The organism is Sporichthya brevicatena, from assembly GCF_039525035.1.
Classification (GTDB): domain Bacteria; phylum Actinomycetota; class Actinomycetes; order Sporichthyales; family Sporichthyaceae; genus Sporichthya; species Sporichthya brevicatena.
The window spans coordinates 10,228-29,565 of record NZ_BAAAHE010000012.1; the positions used below are offsets into that span (position 1 = coordinate 10,228).

Sequence of the window (19,338 nt, forward strand, 5' to 3'; positions counted from 1 at the left end):
CTTTGAGCCGGGCGTGGGCCAGGATGTGCCCATGGCTGATCGCGATGTCGAACGCAACTACACGGTCCCGGAGTTCGCGGCGAAGCTCCGCCGCCTGGCGGACGCCCTGGAGTCGGGCAAGCCCTTCCGGATCCAGATCGCGGGTCAACGGTTCACCGTCCCCCGCCACGCCCAGATCAGCGTCGAGCACGAGCGCGAGGGCGAGGTCGAGGAGGTCGAGTTCCAGCTGAAGTGGAAGCTCGCCGACGTCGAGGAACCCGACACCGACGACGCCGTCTGACCTGCCCCGCCCCACCTGACCTGCCCCGCCCCCACCCCTGTCAAAAAAGGGTGACACCCCTTACTGCGCAGTAAGGGGTGTCACCCTTTTGTGACGTCGGGGCGCGCGCCCGGTGATCAGAGCTCGGCGGCCCAGGACTCCAGGATCGCGAGCTCGGGGAGTTCGTGGGCGAGGGCGGCCTCGCCCGCGGCCGCGGCGGTGTCGCTGCCGCCGCCCTCGCTCGCCTCGTCGGTGTTCTGGCCGAGCCAGACCTCGCCGGTCTTGCCGTCGATGGTGATGACGTCGCCGGCGCGGAACAGGACGGTGCCGTCCGGGCCGAGGGCGGCGTCGTCGGTGACGGTCAGGTCACCGGCGCCGACGACGGCCGGGATGCCCCAGCCGCGGGCGACGACGGCGGCGTGGGAGACCAGACCGCCATGGCTGGTGAGGATGCCGGCGGAGACGCCCATGCCGTGGACGTCCTCGGGGCTGGTCTCCTCGCGGACGAGGATGATCGGGTCGTCGGAGGCGTCGGCCGCGTCGGCCGCGTCGTCGGCGTTGAAGATCGCCTTGCCGTGCACCCGGCCCGGGGACGCACCCAGGCCGGTCGCGATCGCCGGACCACCGGACCCGCCGGTGGAGACGCCGGCGAGGATCTCGGCCCGCGCGGCCTCGCGCTGCTCGGGGGTGACGCGGGCGACGGCCTCGGCCTTGGTCAGCGCGATGACCGGGTCGTCGACCATCTGCACCGCGGCGCGGACGGCCGCGACGGCGCCGCGCTTGGCGACGCGGGTCTGCAGGATCCAGACGTTGCCGCGCTCGATGGTGAACTCGACGTCGCACATGTCGCGGTAGTGCTTCTCGAGCTCGGCGAGGTGCTGGGCGAGGACGGTGTCGGTGCCGGGCAGGTGGGTGCCGAGCTCGGAGATGTCCAGGGTCCGGGCGATGCCGGCGACGACGTCCTCACCCTGCGCGCGGGGCAGGAAGTCGCCGTAGGCCTTGTTCTCCCCGGTGTTCGGGTTGCGGGTGAACACCACCCCGGTGCCGGAGGTGTCGCCGTAGTTGCCGAACACCATCGCCTGCACGTTCACGCCGGTGCCGAGGTTCTCGTCGATGTTCTCCCGGGCCCGGTAGGCCTTGGCCCGCGGGGAGTCCCAGGACTTGAACACCGCCTCGACCGCGCCGCGCAGCTGCTCGCGCGGGTCGGACGGGACGAGCACGTTCGCCCCGGCCAGCAGGGCCTTGACCGCCTCCAGCTTGGCCGCGGCCGAGGTGCCCGCGTCGTGGGCCTCGGCCGGCTCCTTCAGCTCGGCCCCCAGGACGGTGTTCGCGTAGCTCATGAGGAACCGGCGGTAGGAGTCGAAGGCGAACTCCTCGTCGCCGGAGGCCGCCGCGAGGCCGGCGACGGTCTCGTCGTTCAGGCCCAGGTTCAGGACGGTGTCCATCATCCCGGGCATCGAGAACGCCGCACCGGAGCGGACCGCGAGCAGCAGCGGGTCGGCCGGGTCGCCGAACCGGCGGCCCAGCGTCGCCTCCAGCTTCGCCAGATGCTCGGCGATCGCCTCCGACAGACCCTCGGGCCAACCCCCGGCCCGGTAGGCCCGGCACACCGGCACCGCGATCGTGAACCCCGGCGGCACCGGCATCTTCAGCACCGACGTCATCTCCGCCAGACCCGCACCCTTACCGCCGAGCAGGTCCTTCAGCGTGCGCGGCGGGGCCTCGTGCGGGTGGTCGAACGCGTAGACCTCCGGCGCTGCGGCCATGCGAAAACTCCTGTCAGGGACGAGAAACGGGGACATGCCTTCGGCGGACCGCCGACTCAAAACCTGTCAGACAGTATGTCCAGACAGAACGATCGAGCAACTAGTGGCCGTCGGCCGCGGTCCGCTCACGGGCGAGCGTGCTCAGCAGGTCCTGGTGCAGCTCCATCCAGGCGTCGTGGTAGCTCTCGTTCATCGGAGCGGCGAACGCCTTGATGTCGCCGGCCTGGACGCGTGCGAGGGCGGCGTCGAAGTCCCGGGCGTAGCGGCCGAAGCGGGGCAGCGCGGCGGTGAGCTCGCCGCACAGCTCGAGGACGCCGGGGTGGGCGGCCGCGAGGTCGTCGATGACGGCCTGGTCGTAGGCGGCGTCGGAGTGGTCGTTCGGCGTCCCGGTCTCGGGGTCGCCGATGATCTGCCACCGCGTGCAGAGGGCCTTGAAGGGCTCGTTGAGCGCGACGAACTTCTCGTCGAGCCGCTCGATCTCGGCCTTCGCGCCGGAGGCGGCGAGCTCCTCGGCCAGGAGCGCGGCGTGCGCCTCACGGCCGGCGGGCATCAGCATCCAGCCGCTGATGCGACCGGTGCGCTCCTTGACCTCGTCGGCGGCGGCCGCCGCCGTCAGGACCTCGGTGACCTGGTCCTCGGTCAGACCGGTGCGGTGAACGAGCTTCTCCACCGACAGAAAGCCGGAGAGACGCAGAGCGTGCAGGACGAGCAGGCGGGGGGAGGAAGTGTCCATCCGGGTATTTTGCCGCACGACTATTTGCGCGGTATGTCCGGCGTCACAATCCCGGGGTCCGAGCCCCCGATCCCGGGGTTCAGAGGCGGTAGAGCTTCGAGCACGGGAGCTGGAAGCGGCGCCGCTCCCCTCCCCGGAAGGTGACGACGACGCTGGTGGGTTCCACGGCGGAGACCACGCCGAGGCCGTGCTGGTCGTGGGAGACCTGGTCGTCGAGCTCGAAGGTCTCCGGCTCGGGAGCAACCTCCGGCGCCCGGTCGAGCGGGCTGGAGAACGACCGGGGCGCGGCAGCGCGGCGAGGCTTCATGACTCCAGTGTCTCTCGTTAGTCCCACTCATTCGTCGCCTCCCGTCCAATTGAGGACGAAATCGGGCGGAAATCACCCCTCGACGGCCGGTGGTAGACCTGTGGTCGTGCCCGATCTGCCCGCGCCGCCGCCGATCCGCGTCGCGACCGCGGCGGACGTCCCGAGCCTCCAGCGCCTGATCCACTCCGCGTACCGGGGCGAGTCCAGCCGGGCCGGCTGGACCCACGAGGCCGACCTGCTCGACGGCAATCGCATCGACGAGGACATGCTCCGCGCGGAGCTCGCCGATCCGGGGACGACGCTGTTCCTGACCGAGGACGACGCCGGCCCGCGCGGCTGCTGCGTCGTGACGGACCGCGGGGACGGCACCGCCTACTTCGGCACGTTCGCGGTCCGCCCCGCCGCGCAGGGCGGCGGCCTCGGCGACGCGCTGCTCCGGCACGCCGAGTCCCACGCCCGCAGCCTCGGCGCGAGGCGGATGGAGCTCACCGTCGTCACCCAGCGCGCCGACCTGATCGCCTGGTACGCCCGCCGCGGCTACACCCCGACCGGCGAGACCCGCCCCTTCCCCTACGGCGACGAGCGCTTCGGCCGCCCCCGCCGCGACGACCTCGCCTTCGCGGTCCTGGTCAAACCTCTCCCGTCACCGCGGGGGTGACACCCCTTATTTCTTCTTCGGGGCCGGCCCGGTGACGGCGCGGTGGGTCTCGGTCCCGTTCTCGTCGAGCAGGACGAGGGTGGAGCCGTCGAACCCGGCGAGGACGGCCCGGTCGAGGAGGTTGACGTTCTCGCACCCGATCAGCGTCTGCGCGAAGTCGACCAGCAACAGGGCGCCGTCGACGAAGGCCCACCGCGAGCCGAGCCCGTTGCACCCGTCGGAGCCGACCCACCGGCCGTCGGTCCGGAACGTCACGAACGGCCAGTTGTCGCCGTCGGCCGACTCCCCCGGCCGGACCCAGGTACCGAGCAGCTCGGACCGCTCGGCCGGGCGGACCCCGGCCGGGAACTCCGGCAGCGGCCGGTCGAGCTTGGCGCGCTCGGCATCGGTGAGCACCGGCGGGTCGCCGTAACTCTGGATCACCGACTTCGGGACGTCCGGCCGTCGCGTCGCGGGCGCGAGGGAGACGACCACGGCGTCCGCGGAGTCGCGGAGTTCGCGACCCTCGCCGTCGACGGCGAACGCGGTCGCGCGCTCCAGCCAGGCCGGGGTGAAGTTGTTGTTCGTCGGCCGGCAGCCGCCGGAGGCGCTGTAGGCGTCGGCGAGGAACGCGCCGCCGACGAGGGCCTTCCACGACCCGTCGATCAGGCCGCACGTCACGAAGACGCGGACCTCGGACGCGGTGAACATCAGCATCGTCCCCGGCTCGACGCCGGCGCCCTCGACCTCCCACGTCCCGACGAGCTGGGACGGGAGGACCGGGGCCGCCGCGGCGGGTGGCGACGACGTCGCCCCGGGCTCCTCGGCCACGGTGTCGTCGTCCCCCGCACAGCCGACCAGGACAGCGAGAGCCAGGCTCAACCCGGCGGCGATCGCAGCACGACGCTTCATGTCCTCCCCTTCGTCGGGGAGAGGACGGACGAGCGCCGCGGTTCGTTCACTCCTCGGCAGCGGCGATGTACGGCAACGGGACGCGGTCGCCGACCGCGCCGCTCTCGTCGCGCAGGGCCGGCGCGGCCAGGCCCTCGCGCAGGAGCCAACGGGCGAGTTCGAGCGTCTCGGTGATCTCGTCCTCGGAGAGGCGGAGTCCGTCGGGCTGGAGACCCAGGCTGATGACGCCGTTCCAGGCCCCCCAGAGGAAGCGCGTCATCCGCGCGCTGTCGACGGGGCGGGCCTCGCCGGCCTCGATCGCGGCGTCGATCTGCTGGGCAAACCGGTCGAGCAGGAGACCGACGCGGTCGCGGACGCGGGCCTCGAGGGCGTCGTCCTCGGCGAGCGCGTCCTCGCCCGGCGCGCGGTAGGCGAGGAACTGGAACGCGCCGGGGTGGTCGCGGTGGAAGCGCAGGTAGGCGTCCCCGCCGGCGAGGACGCGCTGCAGCGGGGTGAAGGACGGGTCCTCGCTGCGGGCCATGTAGGCGGTGAAGAGCTCGAGCGCCCGGTCGACCAACGTCAGGTAGAGCCCGCGCTTGCCGTCGAAGTGCTGGTAGATGGAACCGACCGACATGTCGGCCCGCTCGGCGATCTCCTCCACCCGGGCCGCGTCGTAGCCGCGGGCGCGGAAGACCTCCTCCGCCGCGTCGAGGATCGCCGTCCGCGTGCGGGCCCGCCGCCGCTCGCCACGGGCGGCGGCGCTGGTGTCGCGTACGGCGGGCTCGGCGGTCATCCCGGATAGTCTAAGTGATTTTTAGACAGATTCATTCACTGAACGGTCTTGCAAAACACTCCGGGAACCGGGCAGTCTGTGCCCATGAGCGAACGCACCGATGTCGTGGTCGTCGGCGCCCGCTGCGCCGGGTCGGCCGCGTCGATCGCCCTCGCCAGTCGGAGCCGGTCCGTGATCGCGCTGGACGTCGCGACCTTCCCGTCCGACACGCTCTCGACGCACCTGTTCTTCCCGAACCACTGGGCAGAGGTCGCGGCGCTCGGTGCGCTGGACCGCGTGATGGCACTCGATCCCCCGCTGCACCCGATCGCGGGGATCGCCACGGCGCGCACCGAGGTCCTCGGCCCGTACACCGACTACGAGGGCTTCGCCTTCGGGTCCTGCGTGCGGCGCCCCGGCCTGGACATGGCACTGATCGAGACCGCCCGCGAGGCCGGGGCCGAGGTGCGCGAGCGCACCCGGGTGACGGGCCTGCTGCGCGACGGGACCGGCCGCGTCACCGGCGTCGAGTGGACCGATCACGACGGCCGCACCGGCACCATCGAGGCTCAGCTCGTGATCGGTGCCGACGGGCGACGCTCCACGGTCGGGCGACTGGTGGGCACGACCGAGCACCACCAGTGGCCCAACGGCCGGATGATGGCCTACGCCTACTACCGCGACCCGCGCACCGAGTTGCGCGACCGCGCGATGCAGTGGCGGCAGGACGACGAACTGGTCACGGTCTTCCCCTGCGACGGCGGGCAGTCGGTCGTACTGCTCATGCCGCCCACGTCCCGGGCGCAGGAGTTCCGTGAGCGGTCCGTCGAGGCCTACGAGAAGACGGTGGCGAGCATCGAGCAATTGCGCGAGCGGCTGGTCGGCTGCGAGCGCGAGAGCAACGTGCGCTGCTCGTTCGAGCACCCGTCCTACTTCCGCCACTCAACCGGCCCGGGCTGGGCCCTGGCCGGCGACGCCGGGCACTTCAAGGATCCCGTCACCGCGCAGGGCATCCGTGACGCCCTGCGGTTCGGGCGCCTGCTCGGTGAGCGGGTCGCTCCCGTGCTCGACCACCCGGTACAGCTGGCCTCGGCCCTGCAGGCGTGGGAGCACGACCGCGACCAGCAGTGCCTGCCGATGTACCAGTGGGCGAACGGGCTCGGGCTCCCCGACCACGTCTCCCCCATCGAGCACGCCGCCTACGCCTGGTTCGCCGCCCAACCCGGTGGCCCCAGCGAGGTGCTCGACGTCTTCTCCCGCAAACGGAATGCCGACGAAGTCTTCACGCCGTCGCGGCTGGCCCGCTGGATCGCGATCGCGTTGCGTGACCCCACCACGTCCCGGGGTGGGGTCGCGCGCACCTTGCGTCGCGACATCGGCCGCGAGGTGGCGCGGCGCAAGGAGCTGGCGCTCTTCGAGCGTCGGCGTACCGCCTCCGCGAGAAACCGCGCCACCTCGCTCTGACTCCTGCGTCTCGACGGCTTGACTTGAAGTTCACTTCAACTTCTACCGTCGCGATGCATGGAGAGAATTCGTCTGGCTGTCGTCGTCGGCAGCACCCGTGAGGGCCGGTTCGGTCCCACCGTCGCGCACTGGTTCGCGGGCTTCGCCGCCCGCCGACCGGACGTGGAGGTCGACGTCGTCGACCTCCTGGAGCCCGGGGTCCCCGGCCCCCGCTTCTCGGCCGCGATCGACGCGGCGGACGGGGTCGTGGTCGTCACCCCGGAGTACAACCACTCGTTCCCCGGGCCGCTGAAGACGGCGATCGACACGCTCTGGCCGGAGTGGCACGCCAAGCCGGTGGCGTTCGTCAGCTACGGCGGGATCTCCGGCGGTCTGCGCGCGGTCGAACCCCTGCGCGGGGTCTTCGCCGAGTTGCACGCGATGACGATCCGGGAGACCGTCAGCTTCGCGGGTGCAAGTGCGGCCTTCGACGCCGACGGCAATCCGAAGGAGACGGACGCGGTCGAGACCGCGGCGGAGCGCCTGCTGGATCAGCTGCTGTGGTGGGCCGACGCCCTCCGCACCGCCCGGGCCACGCGCCCCTACGCGGCATGAGGGCGACGGCGGCCCCCGAGCCGGTCAACCTGACGATCGGTCAGCGCAGTGCGCTGACCGTCCTGCTCCTCGCCTCGACGCTGACGGTGATGGCGACGGCCGTGATCTCGCCGGTCATCGCGGCCGTCCGGGACGACCTCGGCCTGAGCGGCACGCAGGCGGGGTTGCTGCTCACCGCGCACTGTCTCGTGATAGCGCTCGTGAGTCCGGTGGCGGGGACGCTGATCGACCGGCACGGGGTCCGCCGCCCGATGGCGATCGGCCTCGCGGTTTACGGCATCGCCGGCGGGGCGGGTCTGTTCGCCGACAGCTACCTCGCGCTGCTGGCGTCGCGGGTGCTGTTCGGACTCGGGGCCGCGCTGGTGTTCACCGGCAGCACGGTCGGCCTGCTCAACCTCTTCCGCGGCGCGGCCCAGGACCGGGTGATGGGCTGGCGGACCAGCGCCACCGCGGTCGGGGCCCTGAGCTGGCCGCTGATCGGCGGGGCTCTCGGCACGCTGTCGTGGCACGCCCCGTTCGGGGTGTACCTCGTCGGCGTCGCCGTCGGGGCCACCGCGCTGCGGGCCCTCCCCGACGACCGCCCCGAGCAGCGCCCGACCGCCGGGATCCGCGCGGCACTGGGAGTCGCCCGTCACCACCGGCCCCTGCTCGGCTACTACGCCCTGTTCGCGAGCACGAGCGTCCTGCTCTACGCCCAGGTGGTGTTCCTGCCGTTGCGGATCGACGAACTCGGCGTGCACGACAGCTTCGTCATCGCCGTCCTGGGCCTCGGAGTGTCGGTCACGATGATCGGGATGGGGTTCGTCTACGGCCGGATCCGGCAGCAGCTCACCCACCGTCAGATCCTGCAGGCGACCTTCGCGATCTGGACCGTCTCGTTCCTGCTCCTCGCCGGCACCGGCCACGTCGCGTTCGTCGTCGTCGCGTCCGCCCTGTTCGGCGTCGGGATGGGGATGTCCATGCCGACCCTGACCGTGCTCATCGGCACCGCCTCTCCCCCGGAGCTCCGCGGCGCCCTGACCGCACTGAGCGGCACCGCCGTCTTCCTCGGGCAGTTCGCCTCGCCCCTGCTCCTCGGCCCGATCTCCGACCGGACCTCTCTCACCACCGGGTTCCTCACCGCCGCCGTCCTCGCCGCGGGGATCCTGCTCGCCCTGCACCGGACCCCGTCCGTCAGGAACGCGGGTCGACCCCGTACCGGACGGCCATCGCGTCGATGAGCTGCCGGAGTCCGGTGGTGAAGGTGTCGTGCGGGACCTGGACGGTCCAGGCCCGGGCATGGCGGACGACTCCGGAGCGCGGGTTGGCACCGGCCTCGATGTTCCGCCGGAGTTCGGCGGCGCGGTCGTTCTGGATGTGCACGTGGTGGGCCATGCCGGCCGTGAACACCTGGAGCGTGTTGAGCGCGTCGATGGCGCCCTCCCGGGGGAACCCGCCGGACTCAAGGATCGCCACCAGACCGTCGGCGACCCGACGGATCTCGGGCGTGAAGATCGCGGGCGAGCTGAACGTCAGCTCGATCCCGCTCCGGTGCGCGCGGAACGTCTCGTACAGCTCGTCGAGCGCGGCGTAGAGCTGTTCCTTCCACCCCGTCGCCGGGTCGGGCTCGAGCGTGATCGCGACGAACACGCGCTCCCGCATGCGGTTGACCAGGTCCTCCTTGTTCTCCACGTGGAGGTACACGGTCGTGACGGCGACGCCGAGCTCCGCCGCGACCCGGCGCATGCTGAGGGCCTCCAGCCCGACGACGTCGGCCACGCGGATCGCGGCGTCGACGATCGCGTCCGCCGACAGCGTCGGGGGACGCCCGCGGCGCGGCGGGCTCACGTGCTCCTCCGAGGTCATGACCGAGGAAGATACCGGCGCCTTTACAACAACACCTGTGAGTGTTACAACAACACCTGTTAGTGAAAACCCGGAGGCGACGAGAAGAGCCCCGATGTCGACGACGCAGGAACAACTGCGACCCGCCCCCATGCCCAGTACCCGTGCCGGACTGGCTCGCCAGGCGACCACCGTCGCCGCGAGCAAGGTCCGCGAGCGGTGGCGACCACAGCCGGCACGCGAGCTCACCGACGTCCCCGGCAGCGCTCAGGACCTCACCACCGATTGGCTCACCGCCGTCCTGTGCCGCGACGTCCCCGGCGCGCAGGTCACGGAGTTCGCGACACCCGGCGGGAGCTCGGGAACGTCGGAGCGGGTCGCGCTCCGGCTGCGCTACAACGACGTCGGGGTCGAAGCCGGGCTGCCGACCGAGCTCTACCTGAAGCTGACCGCGTCGTTCCGGCAGCGCATGATCCTGGGCGGCGCCGGGGCCATCGCCGGCGAGGCCACGTTCTTCCGGCACTTCCGGCCGCGGGTCGAGATGAAGGCTCCCCGCGGCTACTGGGGAGCCGCGGACACCGGTACCTGGAAGTCCGTCGCGGTCATGGAGGACATCGCGGCGAGCAAGGGCGCGGTGTTCTCCCGACCGACGACCCCGATGACGCGGGCCCAACTCGAAGACCTGCTGCAGAACCTGGCGCGTTGCCACGGCGCCTTCTGGGACGACCCGGAACTGCCCCGACTGCGGACCCCGGAGGAGCATTTCCGCACGATCAGCACCTGCATCGCCATGGAGGCGCGCTGCCGCGTGGGCATGAAGCGCGCCCGGGCCGTGCTCGCGAAGAGAGTCGACGGCGAGGCGGGCCGGTTGTGGGAGGGCACCCGGCGCGCCCTGACCATCGCCACCGACGCACCGCGGACGCTGCTGCACGGCGACCTCCACGTCGGACAGACGTACGAGACCGCCGACGGGCGCATGGGACTGGCCGACTGGCAGATCGTCCTGCAGGGCGGGTGGAGCTACGACTTCGCGTACCTGGTCAGCACCGCGTGCGAACCCGAGGACCGCCGCGCCTGGGAACGCGACCTGCTCGAGTTCTACCTGGACCACCTGGTCGAGCACGGTGGCCGGCCACCCGGCCTCGACGAGGCCTGGACCGCCTACTGCCAACTGCTCTTCTACCCCTACACGGCCTGGGCCTTCACCATCGGCCGCGCGGCCTACCAACCACGGATGCAGCCGGAGTCCTACTGCCTGGCCGTCCTGCGCCGAGTCTCGGCCGCGATCGAGGACAACGACGCGTTCCGCACGGTCGGGCTCTGAGGGTCGGGACACCCGCCGACCGGGGCCCGGAAACACTCAGCCCCTGACCTGTTCGCGCAGGTCAGGGGCCGGTTTCCCGAAGGGTGGCAGGTCCAGGATTCGAACCTGGGTAGCTTTCGCGACGGATTTACAGTCCGCTCCCATTGGCCGCTCGGGCAACCTGCCGATGCCACGGGGTCCGGTCCGGTGAACCGGGCGTCCGCGGCGGTTTGGAAGGATACCGCAGGGCGGGAGGGGCTCGATCAGCCAGATCCCCCGCCTCCTCCGCCGCCGAGGCAACACGAAAGAGGTACCGCCGTGGCCGACTCGTCGTTCGACGTCGTCAGCAAGGTCGACCGCCAGGAGGTCGACAACGCCCTCAACCAGGCGAGCCGTGAGCTGACCCAGCGGTTCGACTTCAAGAACACCGGCGCCGAGATCAAGTGGTCCGGCGAGAAGATCGAGATGAAGGCCGAGTCCGAGGAGCGCGTCAAGGCGATCCTGGACGTCTTCAAGGAGAAGCTGATCAAGCGTCAGATCTCCCTGAAGGCCCTCGACGCCGGGGAGCCGCAGCTCTCGGGCAAGGAGTACAAGATCTTCGCGACGATCCAGGAAGGCATCTCCCAGGACAACGCGAAGAAGGTCTCCAAGGTCATCCGCGACCTCGGGCCGAAGGGCGTGCAGGCGCAGATCCAGGGTGACCAGCTCCGCGTCTCCTCCAAGAAGCGTGACGACCTTCAGACCGTGATCGCCCTGCTCAAGGAGCAGGACTTCGACTTCGCGCTGCAGTTCGTCAACTACCGGTGAGCTTCGGCAGCCGGCCGGGCCTGCAGGTCCTGCTGGACTGGATCGCCGGCGAGTACCAGCACTCGATGGCGGACACGCTCAACTTCTGGCCGGTCGAGGCCGAGGTCGGGCGGGTGGTCTGGGAGGGCCGCCCCGACGAGCGGCACCTCAGCTCCCGCGGCGCGGTGCACGGGGGCTACCTGGCCGCGTTCCTGGACTCCGTGACCGGCAGCGCGATCGCGAGCCACCTGGAACAGGGCGCCGACTGCGTGACGCTCGACCTGGCCGTGAAGATGATCCGGCCCGTGGCGGCCGGGACCCTGCTGCGCGCGGAGGGACGCTCACTGAGCGTCACTCGGCGGGTGGGCAGCTCCGAGGCGGTCGTGACCGACCCGGACGGCCGGGTCATCGGCCACGGGACCGCCACGATGCTCATCACCCGGCCGAGTTAGGTTCTGGGGTATGCGGACGCCCCCACGCATCACCCTCGCCCTGACCGCGGCCCTGACGGCCCTCACCCTCACCGCCTGCGGCGGTGACGACGACGAGCCCGAGCAGTCGGCGCAGGAGATCGCGCGCCGGCAGAGCGAGCAGCTCCAGCAGGAGACCATCCAGAAGGCCACGGTCGACGCCCTGTTCGGCGCCCTGTGCGGGATCCGGTTCGAGTGCGGCGGCATCAACGAGGAGCTGAAGGCGGACCCGAAGGGCGCCACCGAGGACGCCCGCGCGATCTGCACGACGATGCAGGAGAAGGACGAGGCCGCGGCACGCGCCGAGGCCCGCAAGCGGTTCAGCAACGACAAGTTTCAGGTCACCGATCAGAAGGCCGAGGACGTCGTCCGCATCCTCAAGCTGAAGATCTGCCCGGACCTCTGATCCCGGCCGGAGGGTCCGGCTAGGTTGCGGGGATGCCGACCCGACGCACCCCCACCCGTCGCTGCGCCGTCCTGCTGACCGCCGCCCTGTTCGCCCTGACCGCCTGCGGGGACGACGACCCGATCTCCCAGGCCCAGGACAAGGCCCGCCAGGCGGGCACCCAGGCCCAGCAGAAGGCGGTCGAGGCGTTCGCCGTCGCGGCGCTCGCCGCGATCGACCCCGAGCTCGCCAAGGACCCGGCGCGCGCCCTCGTCTCCGCCCGCGCGGTGTGCGCGGCGATCGAGAACGAGAACGCGACCAAGGCCGCCACCGAGGCCCGCAAGCGGTTCAGCACCGGCTCGGTGAAGGTCGACGAGGCGACGGCGAAGAGCATCGTCCGGACCCTGCAGAAGGACCTCTGCCCGCGCCTCTAGGCGAACCGGTCCACCGCGATCACCGCGCGCCGCCTCGGTACACCCGCAACCGGCCGGCCTTGCCGAGCCGGAAGGTCCGGGCCGGGTCACCGACCTCGCCGTCGCGGGCCAGCCGCAGGGCCCCGGACCGGGACTCGACGTCGAGGGACTCGGTCGTCCACGCCTCGAACGCCGGGCACCGCTCGAGGCGGCCGGTGAGGACGGCGGTCACGAGCCGGGTCCGCGCCATCGGCTGGGTCGCGTCGACGAGCCGGACGTCGAACAGCCCGTCGTCGAGCCGGTCCCGCCACGAGGGCGCCGAGCCGGGCGGGGAGTACACGCAGTTGCCGGCGAAGAGCAGCCACACCCGCCGGTCCCGGCCGTCGATCCGGAGCTCGACGGGGTCCGAGCGACGCAGTACGCGGCCGAGCGCCACGACCATCGCCGGCCACTTCCCGAGCCGCTGCTCCATCCGCTCCCGGGCGCGCACCATCTCCGCGTAGCCGCCGAGGCTCGCGGTGTTGAGGAAGACCTGACGCTCCCCGTCGACCTCGACGCCCCCGACGTCCACCCAGCCCGCCTCCCCGGTGCGGACCGCCGCCAGGGCGTCCTCGACGGAACTCAGGCCGAGGTCGCGCGCGAAGTGGTTGAGCGTCCCGCCCGGGATCACCAGCAGCGGCAGGTCGGCCTCGAGGGCCACGGCGGCGGCGGCGTTGATCGTCCCGTCCCCGCCCGCGACGCCGATGACCCGCGCCTTCCGGGCCTCCTCGGCCAGCACCGCCGGGACGTCGTCGTCCGGTCCGAGTTCGCGCACGCTCGCGGCCGGCAGGGCGGCGCGAATCTCGGCCGCGACCTCCCCCTCACCGTCGCCCGCAGAGGCGTTGACGACGACGCTGACGCCGGACCCGTCCGGGGCCACCGGCACGTCCGCGGCCGGGGCCCGCTCGACCGGGTCGACCGGCGACCGCGGCGGCCACACCCGGGCCAGCCCGTAGGTCGCGAGGGCCCCGACGGCGAGGCCGGCGAGGACGTCCCCCGGGTAGTGCGCGCCGGTGTGGACGCGGGAGGCCGCGACTCCGGCGGCGAGCACCCCGACCCCCACCGCGGCCGCGGGCTGCTCCAGCGCGACCCCGGTCGCGAAGGCCGCCGCCGACGCCGAGTGGCCCGACGGGAACGACGAGGTCCGGGGCGGGCGCACCAGCCGCCGGGCGACGGTGACCACGTCACCGGCCGGGCGCGGGCGCGCCGTCAGCCACTTGCCGGGACCGTTGGTCGCGGCGCTCGCGAGCGCCAGCCCGCCGAGCCCGCGCAGCGCGGCCCGCCGCAGCTCGGGCCGCCCCGACGCCCACAGCGCACCGGCGACGCCGAGCCAGAGCACGCCGTGGTCGGCGGCCCGGGACAGCGGCGGCAGGACCCGGTCGAGCCGCGGTGTCTCGGTCCGGTGCCAGCGGGCGAAGAGGGCGTCGTCCAGACGCGGCCAGGCCACCGATCAGCGCCGGTAGCCGGCCATGCCCTCCAGCCGACGGACCCGCTCCGCCATCGGCGGGTGGGTCGAGAACAGGTTGGAGATCCCGCCGCCCCGGAACGGGTTGGCGATCATCAGCGAGCTGGTCGTCTGCAGCGACGGCTGCGGCGGCAGCGGCGCGGCCTGGGTGCCGTGCTCGAGCTTGCGCAGGGCGCTCGCGAGGGCGAGCGGGTCGCCGGTCAGCTCGGCGCCGGACGCGTCGGCCTGGTACTCCCGGGAGCGGCTGATCGCCATCTGGATGACGCCGGCCGCGAGCGGGCCGAGGAACATGATCAGCAGCGCGACGAGCGGGTTCGGGCGGTCGTCGTCGCCGCCGCTCGGGAGGAAGAACGCAAGGTTGGCGATCATCACGATGCCGCCGGCGATCGTCGCCGCGACCGAGGAGATCAGGATGTCGCGGTTGTAGACGTGGGCGAGCTCGTGGCCGAGCACGCCGCGCAGCTCCCGCTCGTCGAGCAGCCCGAGGATGCCCTCGGTGCAGCAGACCGCCGCGTTGCGCGGGTTCCGCCCCGTGGCGAAGGCGTTCGGGGCCTGGGTCGGGGAGATGTACAGGGCCGGCATCGGCTGCTTCGCCTGCGTCGAGAGCTCGCGGACGATCCGGTACAGCGCGGGGAACTCGGCCTCGCTGACCGGGCGGGCGTGCATCGACCGCAGCGCGAGCTTCGCGCTGTTGAAGTACGCGTAACCGTTCATCGCAAGGGCGAGCAGACCGCCCAGGAACAGACCGGTGGTGCCCGCCAGGAGCCCCCCGGCCCCGATGAACATGGCCGACAGCAGCCCGAGGAGGGCGGCCGTCTTCAACCCGTTGTAGTGCCGGTGGCCGTGCATCGACGTTTCTCCCATCCCGTGGTGGAGCGCTGCGGCTCTACCCGAAAGCGTCTCTGCCAGGGACAACGCTCATGCCCTGGCCGACGTTCCGCGAGCCTCAGTTCTACCGCGGGAGCCCCCGTCGGGGGAGGACCGGCTCAGGCGCCGCCGGGCTGGAGCTGGTCGTTGACCGTCAGGCTGTAGGGCACGTAGCCCGAGTGGGCCCCGACCAGGTCGTCGACGCTGACCACGGCGATCACGGTCTTGAACGGAGCGAACTCCTTCAGGTCCGCCGCGGTCAGGGTCAGGTTGGTCGCGTTCTCGAACGACCGGACCAGGACCCGCTTGCCCTTGGCGTCGATGCCGACGAGCCGGACCATCCAGTTCTCGACCGGCACGTCGCCGGGGCCCGTCGCCGGGCCGACGAAGGTCAGCGACTTGAGGTCCTTGCCGGCCAGCGGTCCGTTCGGGCCGAGCAGCTCGACGTAGTCCGCGCCGTTCGGGGCCGCGCCAGGCGCCGCGTAGGCCGCCTTGTAGCGGTAGTTGATCTGCGCCTTGAGCAGCTTCGAGGTGATCCGCGCCTTGTCGACGCCGGTCAGCTTCACGCCCTTCGCGCTGACGATGTTGTCGAGCAGGTTCATCAGCTGGAAGTCGTGCAGGACGTCGTAGGCGTCCACGCCCTCGCCGAACTCGTTGAGCAGGTTCTGCAGGCTGACCAGACCGAACTCGGGGTCACGGTGCAGCGCCGAGATCATCTCCGGGCCGTACCGGTCGTGGAGGAAGATCATGAACGACCAGGCGTTGCCGTAGTCGGCCAGGATGTCGGAGTTGCCGCCCTGGTCCTCCCACAGCGTCAGGGAGTTCTCCGGACCACCGCAGTAGTTGGGGTTGGCGTTGCCCTTCCCCTTCTTCTCGCCGTAGCCCTGGAAGCAGAAGATGTGCGACTCCGCGCCGATCCGGTCGACCGTGATCGACGGGTCCGCGTAGCCGGCGAACATCGGGGCCATGTCCGACAGGCCCTCGTTGATCCAGAGGTCCTCGCTCCGGAACGGCAGGCCGACCGGCGAGGGGTTCGGGTTCGTGTAGCTGTGCAGCAGGTGCTGGTACTCGTGGATGAAGACGCTCTCGTAGGTCCGCGGGCGCGCCGGCCGCGACTTGCAGATGTCCTCGTCCGGCTCGTTCTTCGGGTTCGCCCCGGTGCGGTGCTGCCAGTCGAAGGCGTCGATCGTCATCACGTTGCGGTCGGTGATGAGGTTGAAGATCGGCGCGAAGAACCCGGCGATGTAGGTGCGGTTGTTGACGAAGTCGTAGAAGTTCGGGTCCCGCACGTTGTCGACGAGCGTGACGACCGAGTTGCCGTTGCCGGTGAAGTCCGGCCCGCCGAGCAGACCGAGCTGGCCGATGCCCTTCGTGCCGTCCCGCGGCGGGGCGGTCGAGAAGTACTTCGACGAGATCGGCAGCTGCTTGTCCTGGAACTCGTCGGCCAGCGCCTGGGCCTGAGCCGGCGTCACGACCGTCGGGTCGGCCTCGACCGAGCGGCAGTCCCCGGCCGGGAACTGGGTGCCGGTCGAGATGTCGTCGGTGCCGCTGGCGACCCAGATCTCGATGTTCTCGCGCTTGGCCTGGAGCGTGTACTCCTTCAGGTACAACCCGAACGGCGGAACCGAGTTACTGGTCTTGCCGACCATGTCGAGCGCGGGCCACAGCCGCTTCGTGCCGACCTCGGGCGTGTCCGCCGGCAGGACGCCCGGCCGCGCCGCGAGGCCGCTGCTCGCGTTGCGCTGCGAGAGGAGCTTGGCCGCCTCGTCCGCGCTCACCGTCGCCCTGCCGACCAGGGCGGCGAGCTCGGGCGAGAGGCTGAAGACCGCGTCGTGCGGGAAGTGCGCGATGACGCCCGGGTCCAGGGCGTGGGAGGCGGCGGAGAACGGGTCCGCGAGCGCCTGGTCGATCAACGGCACGTCGGCCTTCGCCGTCGAGCCCGACAGGCCGGCCGCGAGGCCCACCGCCAGGCCCAGCGCGCTCAGCGCGGCGATCGAACGAGCTCCCGGCCTGCGGGTACGAGACATCCGGACGACCCCTTCGATCTGACGCACAAAGCCCGGCGCACGCCTGGTGGGCGAAGCGCGCGAGCGGGACTTTTGGCGCAGTGTAAGCATCCGACCTTGGTACGCCGTGGAGCGTTTTGCCGATTTCGGGACCGCAGCAGGTTTGCCGATCTGCTTCCGCTGGCACAGTGTCGAACAGGGGACGGATACCCGGATTGACACCATCCGCCCGCTGATCACCGTTTTGGCACTCCCGTCCCGGCATCCAGGGGAGCAATGACCGAGCAGATCGAGGCGGCCTACGCGCCCCCGGCCCCCGTGCGGCCCGCCCCGGTCCACGCCGTCCCCGCCGACCGCGCCGACCGCGAGCACCTCCGCCGCGCCCGGGCCGCCTACGAGGCGAAGCTGTCCCGCCTGCGGTTCTACTCCTACTGCCTGACGCTGACCTCGTGCGTCCTCGCCCTGATGTCGTTCATGTACCTCGCCCAGGGCGCCGCCGACGGCGACCCCACGTTCACCTGGCTCGGCGTCGGCTTCGTCGCCGCCACCGTCACCGCCCTGTGGGCCGCCGTCCGCATCACCCACGCCGGCGAGTTCGCCGCGACGTAGGGGCTCTCTCGCCGCCCGGGTGCCGCGTACTCCCGAAAGCGCACTCCAGCACCCCAATCGCCCGATCCACAGTGCTTTCGTCTCCCGAAAGCGCACTCCAGCACCCCAATCGCCGGATCCACAGTGCTTTCGTCTCCCGAAAGCGCACTCCAGCACCCCAATCGCCGGATCCACAGTGCTTTCGTCTCCCGAAAGCGCACTCCAGCACCCTGCGCACCCCGGCGCCGTGTGCTCACCTGCCCCCACTGCGCAGATCAGCACCGGCCGGCGCGCAGCCAGCCGGGCCCATCTGCGCACTCAGCGCACCTCGGCACTCGCCCCGCCGGAACTCGCCGCGGCCCAGAGCACATCCTCGCCGCGCCGGCACTCCTCTCTCCCGAAAGCGCACTCCAACACCCCAATCGCCCGATCCACGGTGCCGCGCTCTCCCGAAAGCGCACCCCAGCACCCCGAACGCCCGACCCACAGTGCCGCGCTCTCCCGAAAGCGCACCCCAGCACCCCGAACGCCCGACCCACAGTGCCGCCCCCTCCCGAAAGCGCACCCCAGCACCCCGAACGCCCGACCCACAGTGCCGCGCTCTCCCGAAAGCGCACTCCAGCACCCCAATCGCCCGACCCACGGTGCCGCGCTCTCCCGAAAGCGCACTCCACCACCCTGCGCACCGCCGCGCCGGGCGCCGCACGCAGCGCGCCTCGGCGCAGGGGGCCGCTCAGCAGACGATCGGGGGCTGACCGAACAGTTCCCGGACCAGCGTGGTCGCGGGGTCCCCGCAGGGGGCCTGGATGCCGGGTCCCGGGGCGGGCGCCGAGAACGGGTCGGGAGCTCCGGTCGAGCCGGGACCCCACGCCGCCTGGGTGTCGCCGCGGTCGTTGTTCGTGAGCCGGACGGCGGTGAACGGCGGGGTCAGCGCCATCAGGTAGAGCTCCTCGTCGCCGTCCCGGTCGCTGTCGAAGACGATGCGGGTGCCGTCGGGCGAGAACGCGGGAGCGGCGTCGAAGGCGGCGTCAGAGGTCAGCTGCCGGGGGTTGCGGCCGTCGACGTCCATCAGCCAGATGTCGGGGCTGCCGCCGATCGTGCTCGTGTACGCGATCGTCCGCCCGTCGGGTGAGAACGCGGCCTCGGTGTCGAACGCGAGCGTCTTCGTCAGCCGGGTGGCCGGGCCGCCGGCGGCGTCCATGACGTAGACGTCGGCGTTGTCGTTGCGCAGGCTCGTGAAGGCGATCCGGGTGCCGTCGGGCGAGAACGTCGGCTTGTAGTCCGTGCTCGGGTGGGTCGTCAGCCGCTGCCGGTTCCGGCCGTCGACGTCCATCACGTAGATGTCGGAGTTGCCGGCCCGCAGACCGGCGAAGACGATGCGCGTGCCGTCCGGCGAGAACGACGGGTCGATCGAGGGCAGGTCGCCGGGCGTCAGCCGGGTCAGGCCCGTGCCGTCGACGTTCACCAGCCAGAGATCGTCGGTCCCGGCGCGGTTGCTCGCGAAGACGACCCGGCTCCCGTCCGGCGAGAACGCGGGCGAGGCGTCCCGGCCCGGGTCGTGGGCCAGCGGGACCGAGCGCCCCGACGCGACGTCGGCGACGAACAGTTCGGGGTTCCCGTCCCGGTCCGCCACGAACGCGATGCGCCCGTCACCGGATCCGGCGGTCGGGACCGCCGCCGCCGGCGCCGCGAGTGCGCCCCCGACGATGCTCAGAACGAGCGCGCCGAGGGCACCGCGACGGGTTCTCACCCCTCGACGCTAGGGACGG

General features: G+C 71.7%; 21 protein-coding genes and 1 tRNA gene. 11 read left to right on the plus strand and 11 right to left on the minus strand.

Annotated elements, in window-relative coordinates; translation table 11 throughout:
* Positions 1-31: 31 nt before the first annotated feature.
* Positions 32-280, plus strand: a complete 249-nt coding sequence (locus tag ABD401_RS08440; protein WP_344603570.1) for an amphi-Trp domain-containing protein — start codon at positions 32-34, stop codon at positions 278-280.
* 116 nt (positions 281-396) lie between these two features.
* On the opposite strand, the gene ABD401_RS08445 is transcribed toward ABD401_RS08440, so the two are convergent.
* From ABD401_RS08445 to ABD401_RS08455, 3 genes are all read right to left on the minus strand, one after another.
* Positions 397-2,025 carry a pyruvate, phosphate dikinase gene (locus tag ABD401_RS08445; protein ID WP_344603572.1) on the minus strand — a complete coding sequence of 543 codons (1,629 nt, stop codon included), beginning with the start codon at positions 2,023-2,025 and terminating at the stop codon, positions 397-399.
* A gap of 100 nt (positions 2,026-2,125) precedes the next feature.
* Positions 2,126-2,758 carry a MarR family transcriptional regulator gene (locus ABD401_RS08450; RefSeq protein WP_344603574.1) on the minus strand — a complete coding sequence of 211 codons (633 nt, stop codon included), beginning with the start codon at positions 2,756-2,758 and terminating at the stop codon, positions 2,126-2,128.
* Between the two features lie 79 nt (positions 2,759-2,837).
* On the minus strand, positions 2,838-3,065 hold the full coding sequence (locus ABD401_RS08455; RefSeq protein WP_344603576.1) for a hypothetical protein: 228 nt from the start codon (positions 3,063-3,065) through the stop codon (positions 2,838-2,840).
* A 115-nt stretch (positions 3,066-3,180) separates the two neighbouring features.
* On the opposite strand from ABD401_RS08455, the gene ABD401_RS08460 reads away from it, so the two are divergent.
* Complete coding sequence (locus ABD401_RS08460; protein WP_344603646.1) at positions 3,181-3,723, plus strand: GNAT family N-acetyltransferase; 543 nt, start codon at positions 3,181-3,183, stop codon at positions 3,721-3,723.
* A gap of 6 nt (positions 3,724-3,729) precedes the next feature.
* On the opposite strand, the gene ABD401_RS08465 is transcribed toward ABD401_RS08460, so the two are convergent.
* Both ABD401_RS08465 and ABD401_RS08470 read right to left on the minus strand, forming a co-directional pair.
* Positions 3,730-4,614 carry an META domain-containing protein gene (locus tag ABD401_RS08465; RefSeq protein WP_344603578.1) on the minus strand — a complete coding sequence of 295 codons (885 nt, stop codon included), beginning with the start codon at positions 4,612-4,614 and terminating at the stop codon, positions 3,730-3,732.
* A gap of 46 nt (positions 4,615-4,660) precedes the next feature.
* On the minus strand, positions 4,661-5,386 hold the full coding sequence (locus ABD401_RS08470; RefSeq protein ID WP_344603580.1) for a TetR/AcrR family transcriptional regulator: 726 nt from the start codon (positions 5,384-5,386) through the stop codon (positions 4,661-4,663).
* An 84-nt stretch (positions 5,387-5,470) separates the two neighbouring features.
* On the opposite strand from ABD401_RS08470, the gene ABD401_RS08475 reads away from it, so the two are divergent.
* The 3 genes from ABD401_RS08475 to ABD401_RS08485 are packed head-to-tail and all read left to right on the plus strand — an operon-like array spanning position 5,471 to position 8,643.
* Entirely contained in the window at positions 5,471-6,829 is a 1,359-nt protein-coding gene (locus ABD401_RS08475; protein WP_344603582.1) for an NAD(P)/FAD-dependent oxidoreductase, read from the plus strand.
* Between the two features lie 57 nt (positions 6,830-6,886).
* The gene (locus tag ABD401_RS08480) at positions 6,887-7,423 is read left to right on the plus strand and encodes an NADPH-dependent FMN reductase (RefSeq protein WP_344603584.1); all 537 of its coding nucleotides are present in this window, start codon (positions 6,887-6,889) and stop codon (positions 7,421-7,423) included.
* Positions 7,420-8,643, plus strand: a complete 1,224-nt coding sequence (locus ABD401_RS08485; protein ID WP_344603586.1) for an MFS transporter — start codon at positions 7,420-7,422, stop codon at positions 8,641-8,643. The genes ABD401_RS08480 and ABD401_RS08485 overlap by 4 nt, the downstream gene beginning before the upstream one ends.
* Here the strand turns inward: ABD401_RS08485 and ABD401_RS08490 are convergent.
* On the minus strand, positions 8,597-9,268 hold the full coding sequence (locus tag ABD401_RS08490) for a TetR/AcrR family transcriptional regulator (RefSeq protein ID WP_344603588.1): 672 nt from the start codon (positions 9,266-9,268) through the stop codon (positions 8,597-8,599). The two genes, ABD401_RS08485 and ABD401_RS08490, sit on opposite strands and share 47 nt — an antisense overlap.
* A gap of 94 nt (positions 9,269-9,362) precedes the next feature.
* Here ABD401_RS08490 and ABD401_RS08495 point away from each other — a divergent pair, with 94 nt between their 5' ends.
* Positions 9,363-10,571: an aminoglycoside phosphotransferase family protein gene (locus ABD401_RS08495; RefSeq protein WP_344603590.1), complete on the plus strand. Its 1,209-nt coding sequence runs from the start codon at positions 9,363-9,365 to the stop codon at positions 10,569-10,571.
* An 84-nt stretch (positions 10,572-10,655) separates the two neighbouring features.
* Here the strand turns inward: ABD401_RS08495 and ABD401_RS08500 are convergent.
* A tRNA-Tyr gene (locus tag ABD401_RS08500) sits at positions 10,656-10,736 on the minus strand.
* Between the two features lie 132 nt (positions 10,737-10,868).
* On the opposite strand from ABD401_RS08500, the gene ABD401_RS08505 reads away from it, so the two are divergent.
* The 4 genes from ABD401_RS08505 to ABD401_RS08520 are packed head-to-tail and all read left to right on the plus strand — an operon-like array spanning position 10,869 to position 12,625.
* The gene (locus tag ABD401_RS08505) at positions 10,869-11,357 is read left to right on the plus strand and encodes a YajQ family cyclic di-GMP-binding protein (protein ID WP_344603592.1); all 489 of its coding nucleotides are present in this window, start codon (positions 10,869-10,871) and stop codon (positions 11,355-11,357) included.
* Complete coding sequence (locus tag ABD401_RS08510; protein WP_344603594.1) at positions 11,354-11,788, plus strand: PaaI family thioesterase; 435 nt, start codon at positions 11,354-11,356, stop codon at positions 11,786-11,788. Before ABD401_RS08505 ends, ABD401_RS08510 begins: the two co-directional genes overlap by 4 nt.
* A 10-nt stretch (positions 11,789-11,798) precedes the next feature.
* Positions 11,799-12,212, plus strand: a complete 414-nt coding sequence (locus ABD401_RS08515) for a hypothetical protein (protein ID WP_344603596.1) — start codon at positions 11,799-11,801, stop codon at positions 12,210-12,212.
* A 32-nt stretch (positions 12,213-12,244) separates the two neighbouring features.
* A complete protein-coding gene (locus ABD401_RS08520; RefSeq protein ID WP_344603598.1) occupies positions 12,245-12,625 on the plus strand; it encodes a hypothetical protein in 381 nt (126 codons plus the stop codon).
* Between the two features lie 19 nt (positions 12,626-12,644).
* Here the strand turns inward: ABD401_RS08520 and ABD401_RS08525 are convergent, their stop codons facing one another.
* The 3 genes from ABD401_RS08525 to ABD401_RS08535 form a co-directional block, all read right to left on the minus strand.
* Positions 12,645-14,090, minus strand: coding sequence for a bifunctional phosphatase PAP2/diacylglycerol kinase family protein (locus tag ABD401_RS08525; protein WP_344603600.1), 1,446 nt, complete (start codon positions 14,088-14,090; stop codon positions 12,645-12,647).
* A 3-nt stretch (positions 14,091-14,093) separates the two neighbouring features.
* On the minus strand, positions 14,094-14,957 hold the full coding sequence (gene htpX / locus ABD401_RS08530) for a zinc metalloprotease HtpX (protein WP_344603602.1): 864 nt from the start codon (positions 14,955-14,957) through the stop codon (positions 14,094-14,096).
* A gap of 137 nt (positions 14,958-15,094) precedes the next feature.
* Entirely contained in the window at positions 15,095-17,002 is a 1,908-nt protein-coding gene (locus ABD401_RS08535) for a peptidase M6 immune inhibitor A (protein WP_344603604.1), read from the minus strand.
* 255 nt (positions 17,003-17,257) lie between these two features.
* On the opposite strand from ABD401_RS08535, the gene ABD401_RS08540 reads away from it, so the two are divergent.
* Positions 17,258-17,590 carry a hypothetical protein gene (locus ABD401_RS08540; protein WP_344603606.1) on the plus strand — a complete coding sequence of 111 codons (333 nt, stop codon included), beginning with the start codon at positions 17,258-17,260 and terminating at the stop codon, positions 17,588-17,590.
* Between the two features lie 712 nt (positions 17,591-18,302).
* Here the strand turns inward: ABD401_RS08540 and ABD401_RS08545 are convergent.
* A complete protein-coding gene (locus ABD401_RS08545; RefSeq protein WP_344603608.1) occupies positions 18,303-19,319 on the minus strand; it encodes a hypothetical protein in 1,017 nt (338 codons plus the stop codon).
* Positions 19,320-19,338 lie beyond the last annotated feature (19 nt).

What these genes read in the sequence shown, in the direction of transcription:
- ABD401_RS08440 (WP_344603570.1), top strand. Translation starts at nt 32, where the DNA reads ATGGCTGATCGCGATGTCGAACGCAACTACACGGTCCCGGAGTTCGCG.
- ABD401_RS08445 (WP_344603572.1), bottom strand. Translation starts at nt 2,025, where the DNA reads ATGGCCGCAGCGCCGGAGGTCTACGCGTTCGACCACCCGCACGAGGCC.
- ABD401_RS08450 (WP_344603574.1), bottom strand. Translation starts at nt 2,758, where the DNA reads ATGGACACTTCCTCCCCCCGCCTGCTCGTCCTGCACGCTCTGCGTCTC.
- ABD401_RS08455 (WP_344603576.1), bottom strand. Translation starts at nt 3,065, where the DNA reads ATGAAGCCTCGCCGCGCTGCCGCGCCCCGGTCGTTCTCCAGCCCGCTC.
- ABD401_RS08465 (WP_344603578.1), bottom strand. Translation starts at nt 4,614, where the DNA reads ATGAAGCGTCGTGCTGCGATCGCCGCCGGGTTGAGCCTGGCTCTCGCT.
- ABD401_RS08470 (WP_344603580.1), bottom strand. Translation starts at nt 5,386, where the DNA reads ATGACCGCCGAGCCCGCCGTACGCGACACCAGCGCCGCCGCCCGTGGC.
- ABD401_RS08475 (WP_344603582.1), top strand. Translation starts at nt 5,471, where the DNA reads ATGAGCGAACGCACCGATGTCGTGGTCGTCGGCGCCCGCTGCGCCGGG.
- ABD401_RS08480 (WP_344603584.1), top strand. Translation starts at nt 6,887, where the DNA reads ATGGAGAGAATTCGTCTGGCTGTCGTCGTCGGCAGCACCCGTGAGGGC.
- ABD401_RS08485 (WP_344603586.1), top strand. Translation starts at nt 7,420, where the DNA reads ATGAGGGCGACGGCGGCCCCCGAGCCGGTCAACCTGACGATCGGTCAG.
- ABD401_RS08490 (WP_344603588.1), bottom strand. Translation starts at nt 9,268, where the DNA reads ATGACCTCGGAGGAGCACGTGAGCCCGCCGCGCCGCGGGCGTCCCCCG.
- ABD401_RS08495 (WP_344603590.1), top strand. Translation starts at nt 9,363, where the DNA reads ATGTCGACGACGCAGGAACAACTGCGACCCGCCCCCATGCCCAGTACC.
- ABD401_RS08515 (WP_344603596.1), top strand. Translation starts at nt 11,799, where the DNA reads ATGCGGACGCCCCCACGCATCACCCTCGCCCTGACCGCGGCCCTGACG.
- ABD401_RS08520 (WP_344603598.1), top strand. Translation starts at nt 12,245, where the DNA reads ATGCCGACCCGACGCACCCCCACCCGTCGCTGCGCCGTCCTGCTGACC.
- htpX (WP_344603602.1), bottom strand. Translation starts at nt 14,957, where the DNA reads ATGCACGGCCACCGGCACTACAACGGGTTGAAGACGGCCGCCCTCCTC.
- ABD401_RS08535 (WP_344603604.1), bottom strand. Translation starts at nt 17,002, where the DNA reads ATGTCTCGTACCCGCAGGCCGGGAGCTCGTTCGATCGCCGCGCTGAGC.
- ABD401_RS08540 (WP_344603606.1), top strand. Translation starts at nt 17,258, where the DNA reads ATGACCGAGCAGATCGAGGCGGCCTACGCGCCCCCGGCCCCCGTGCGG.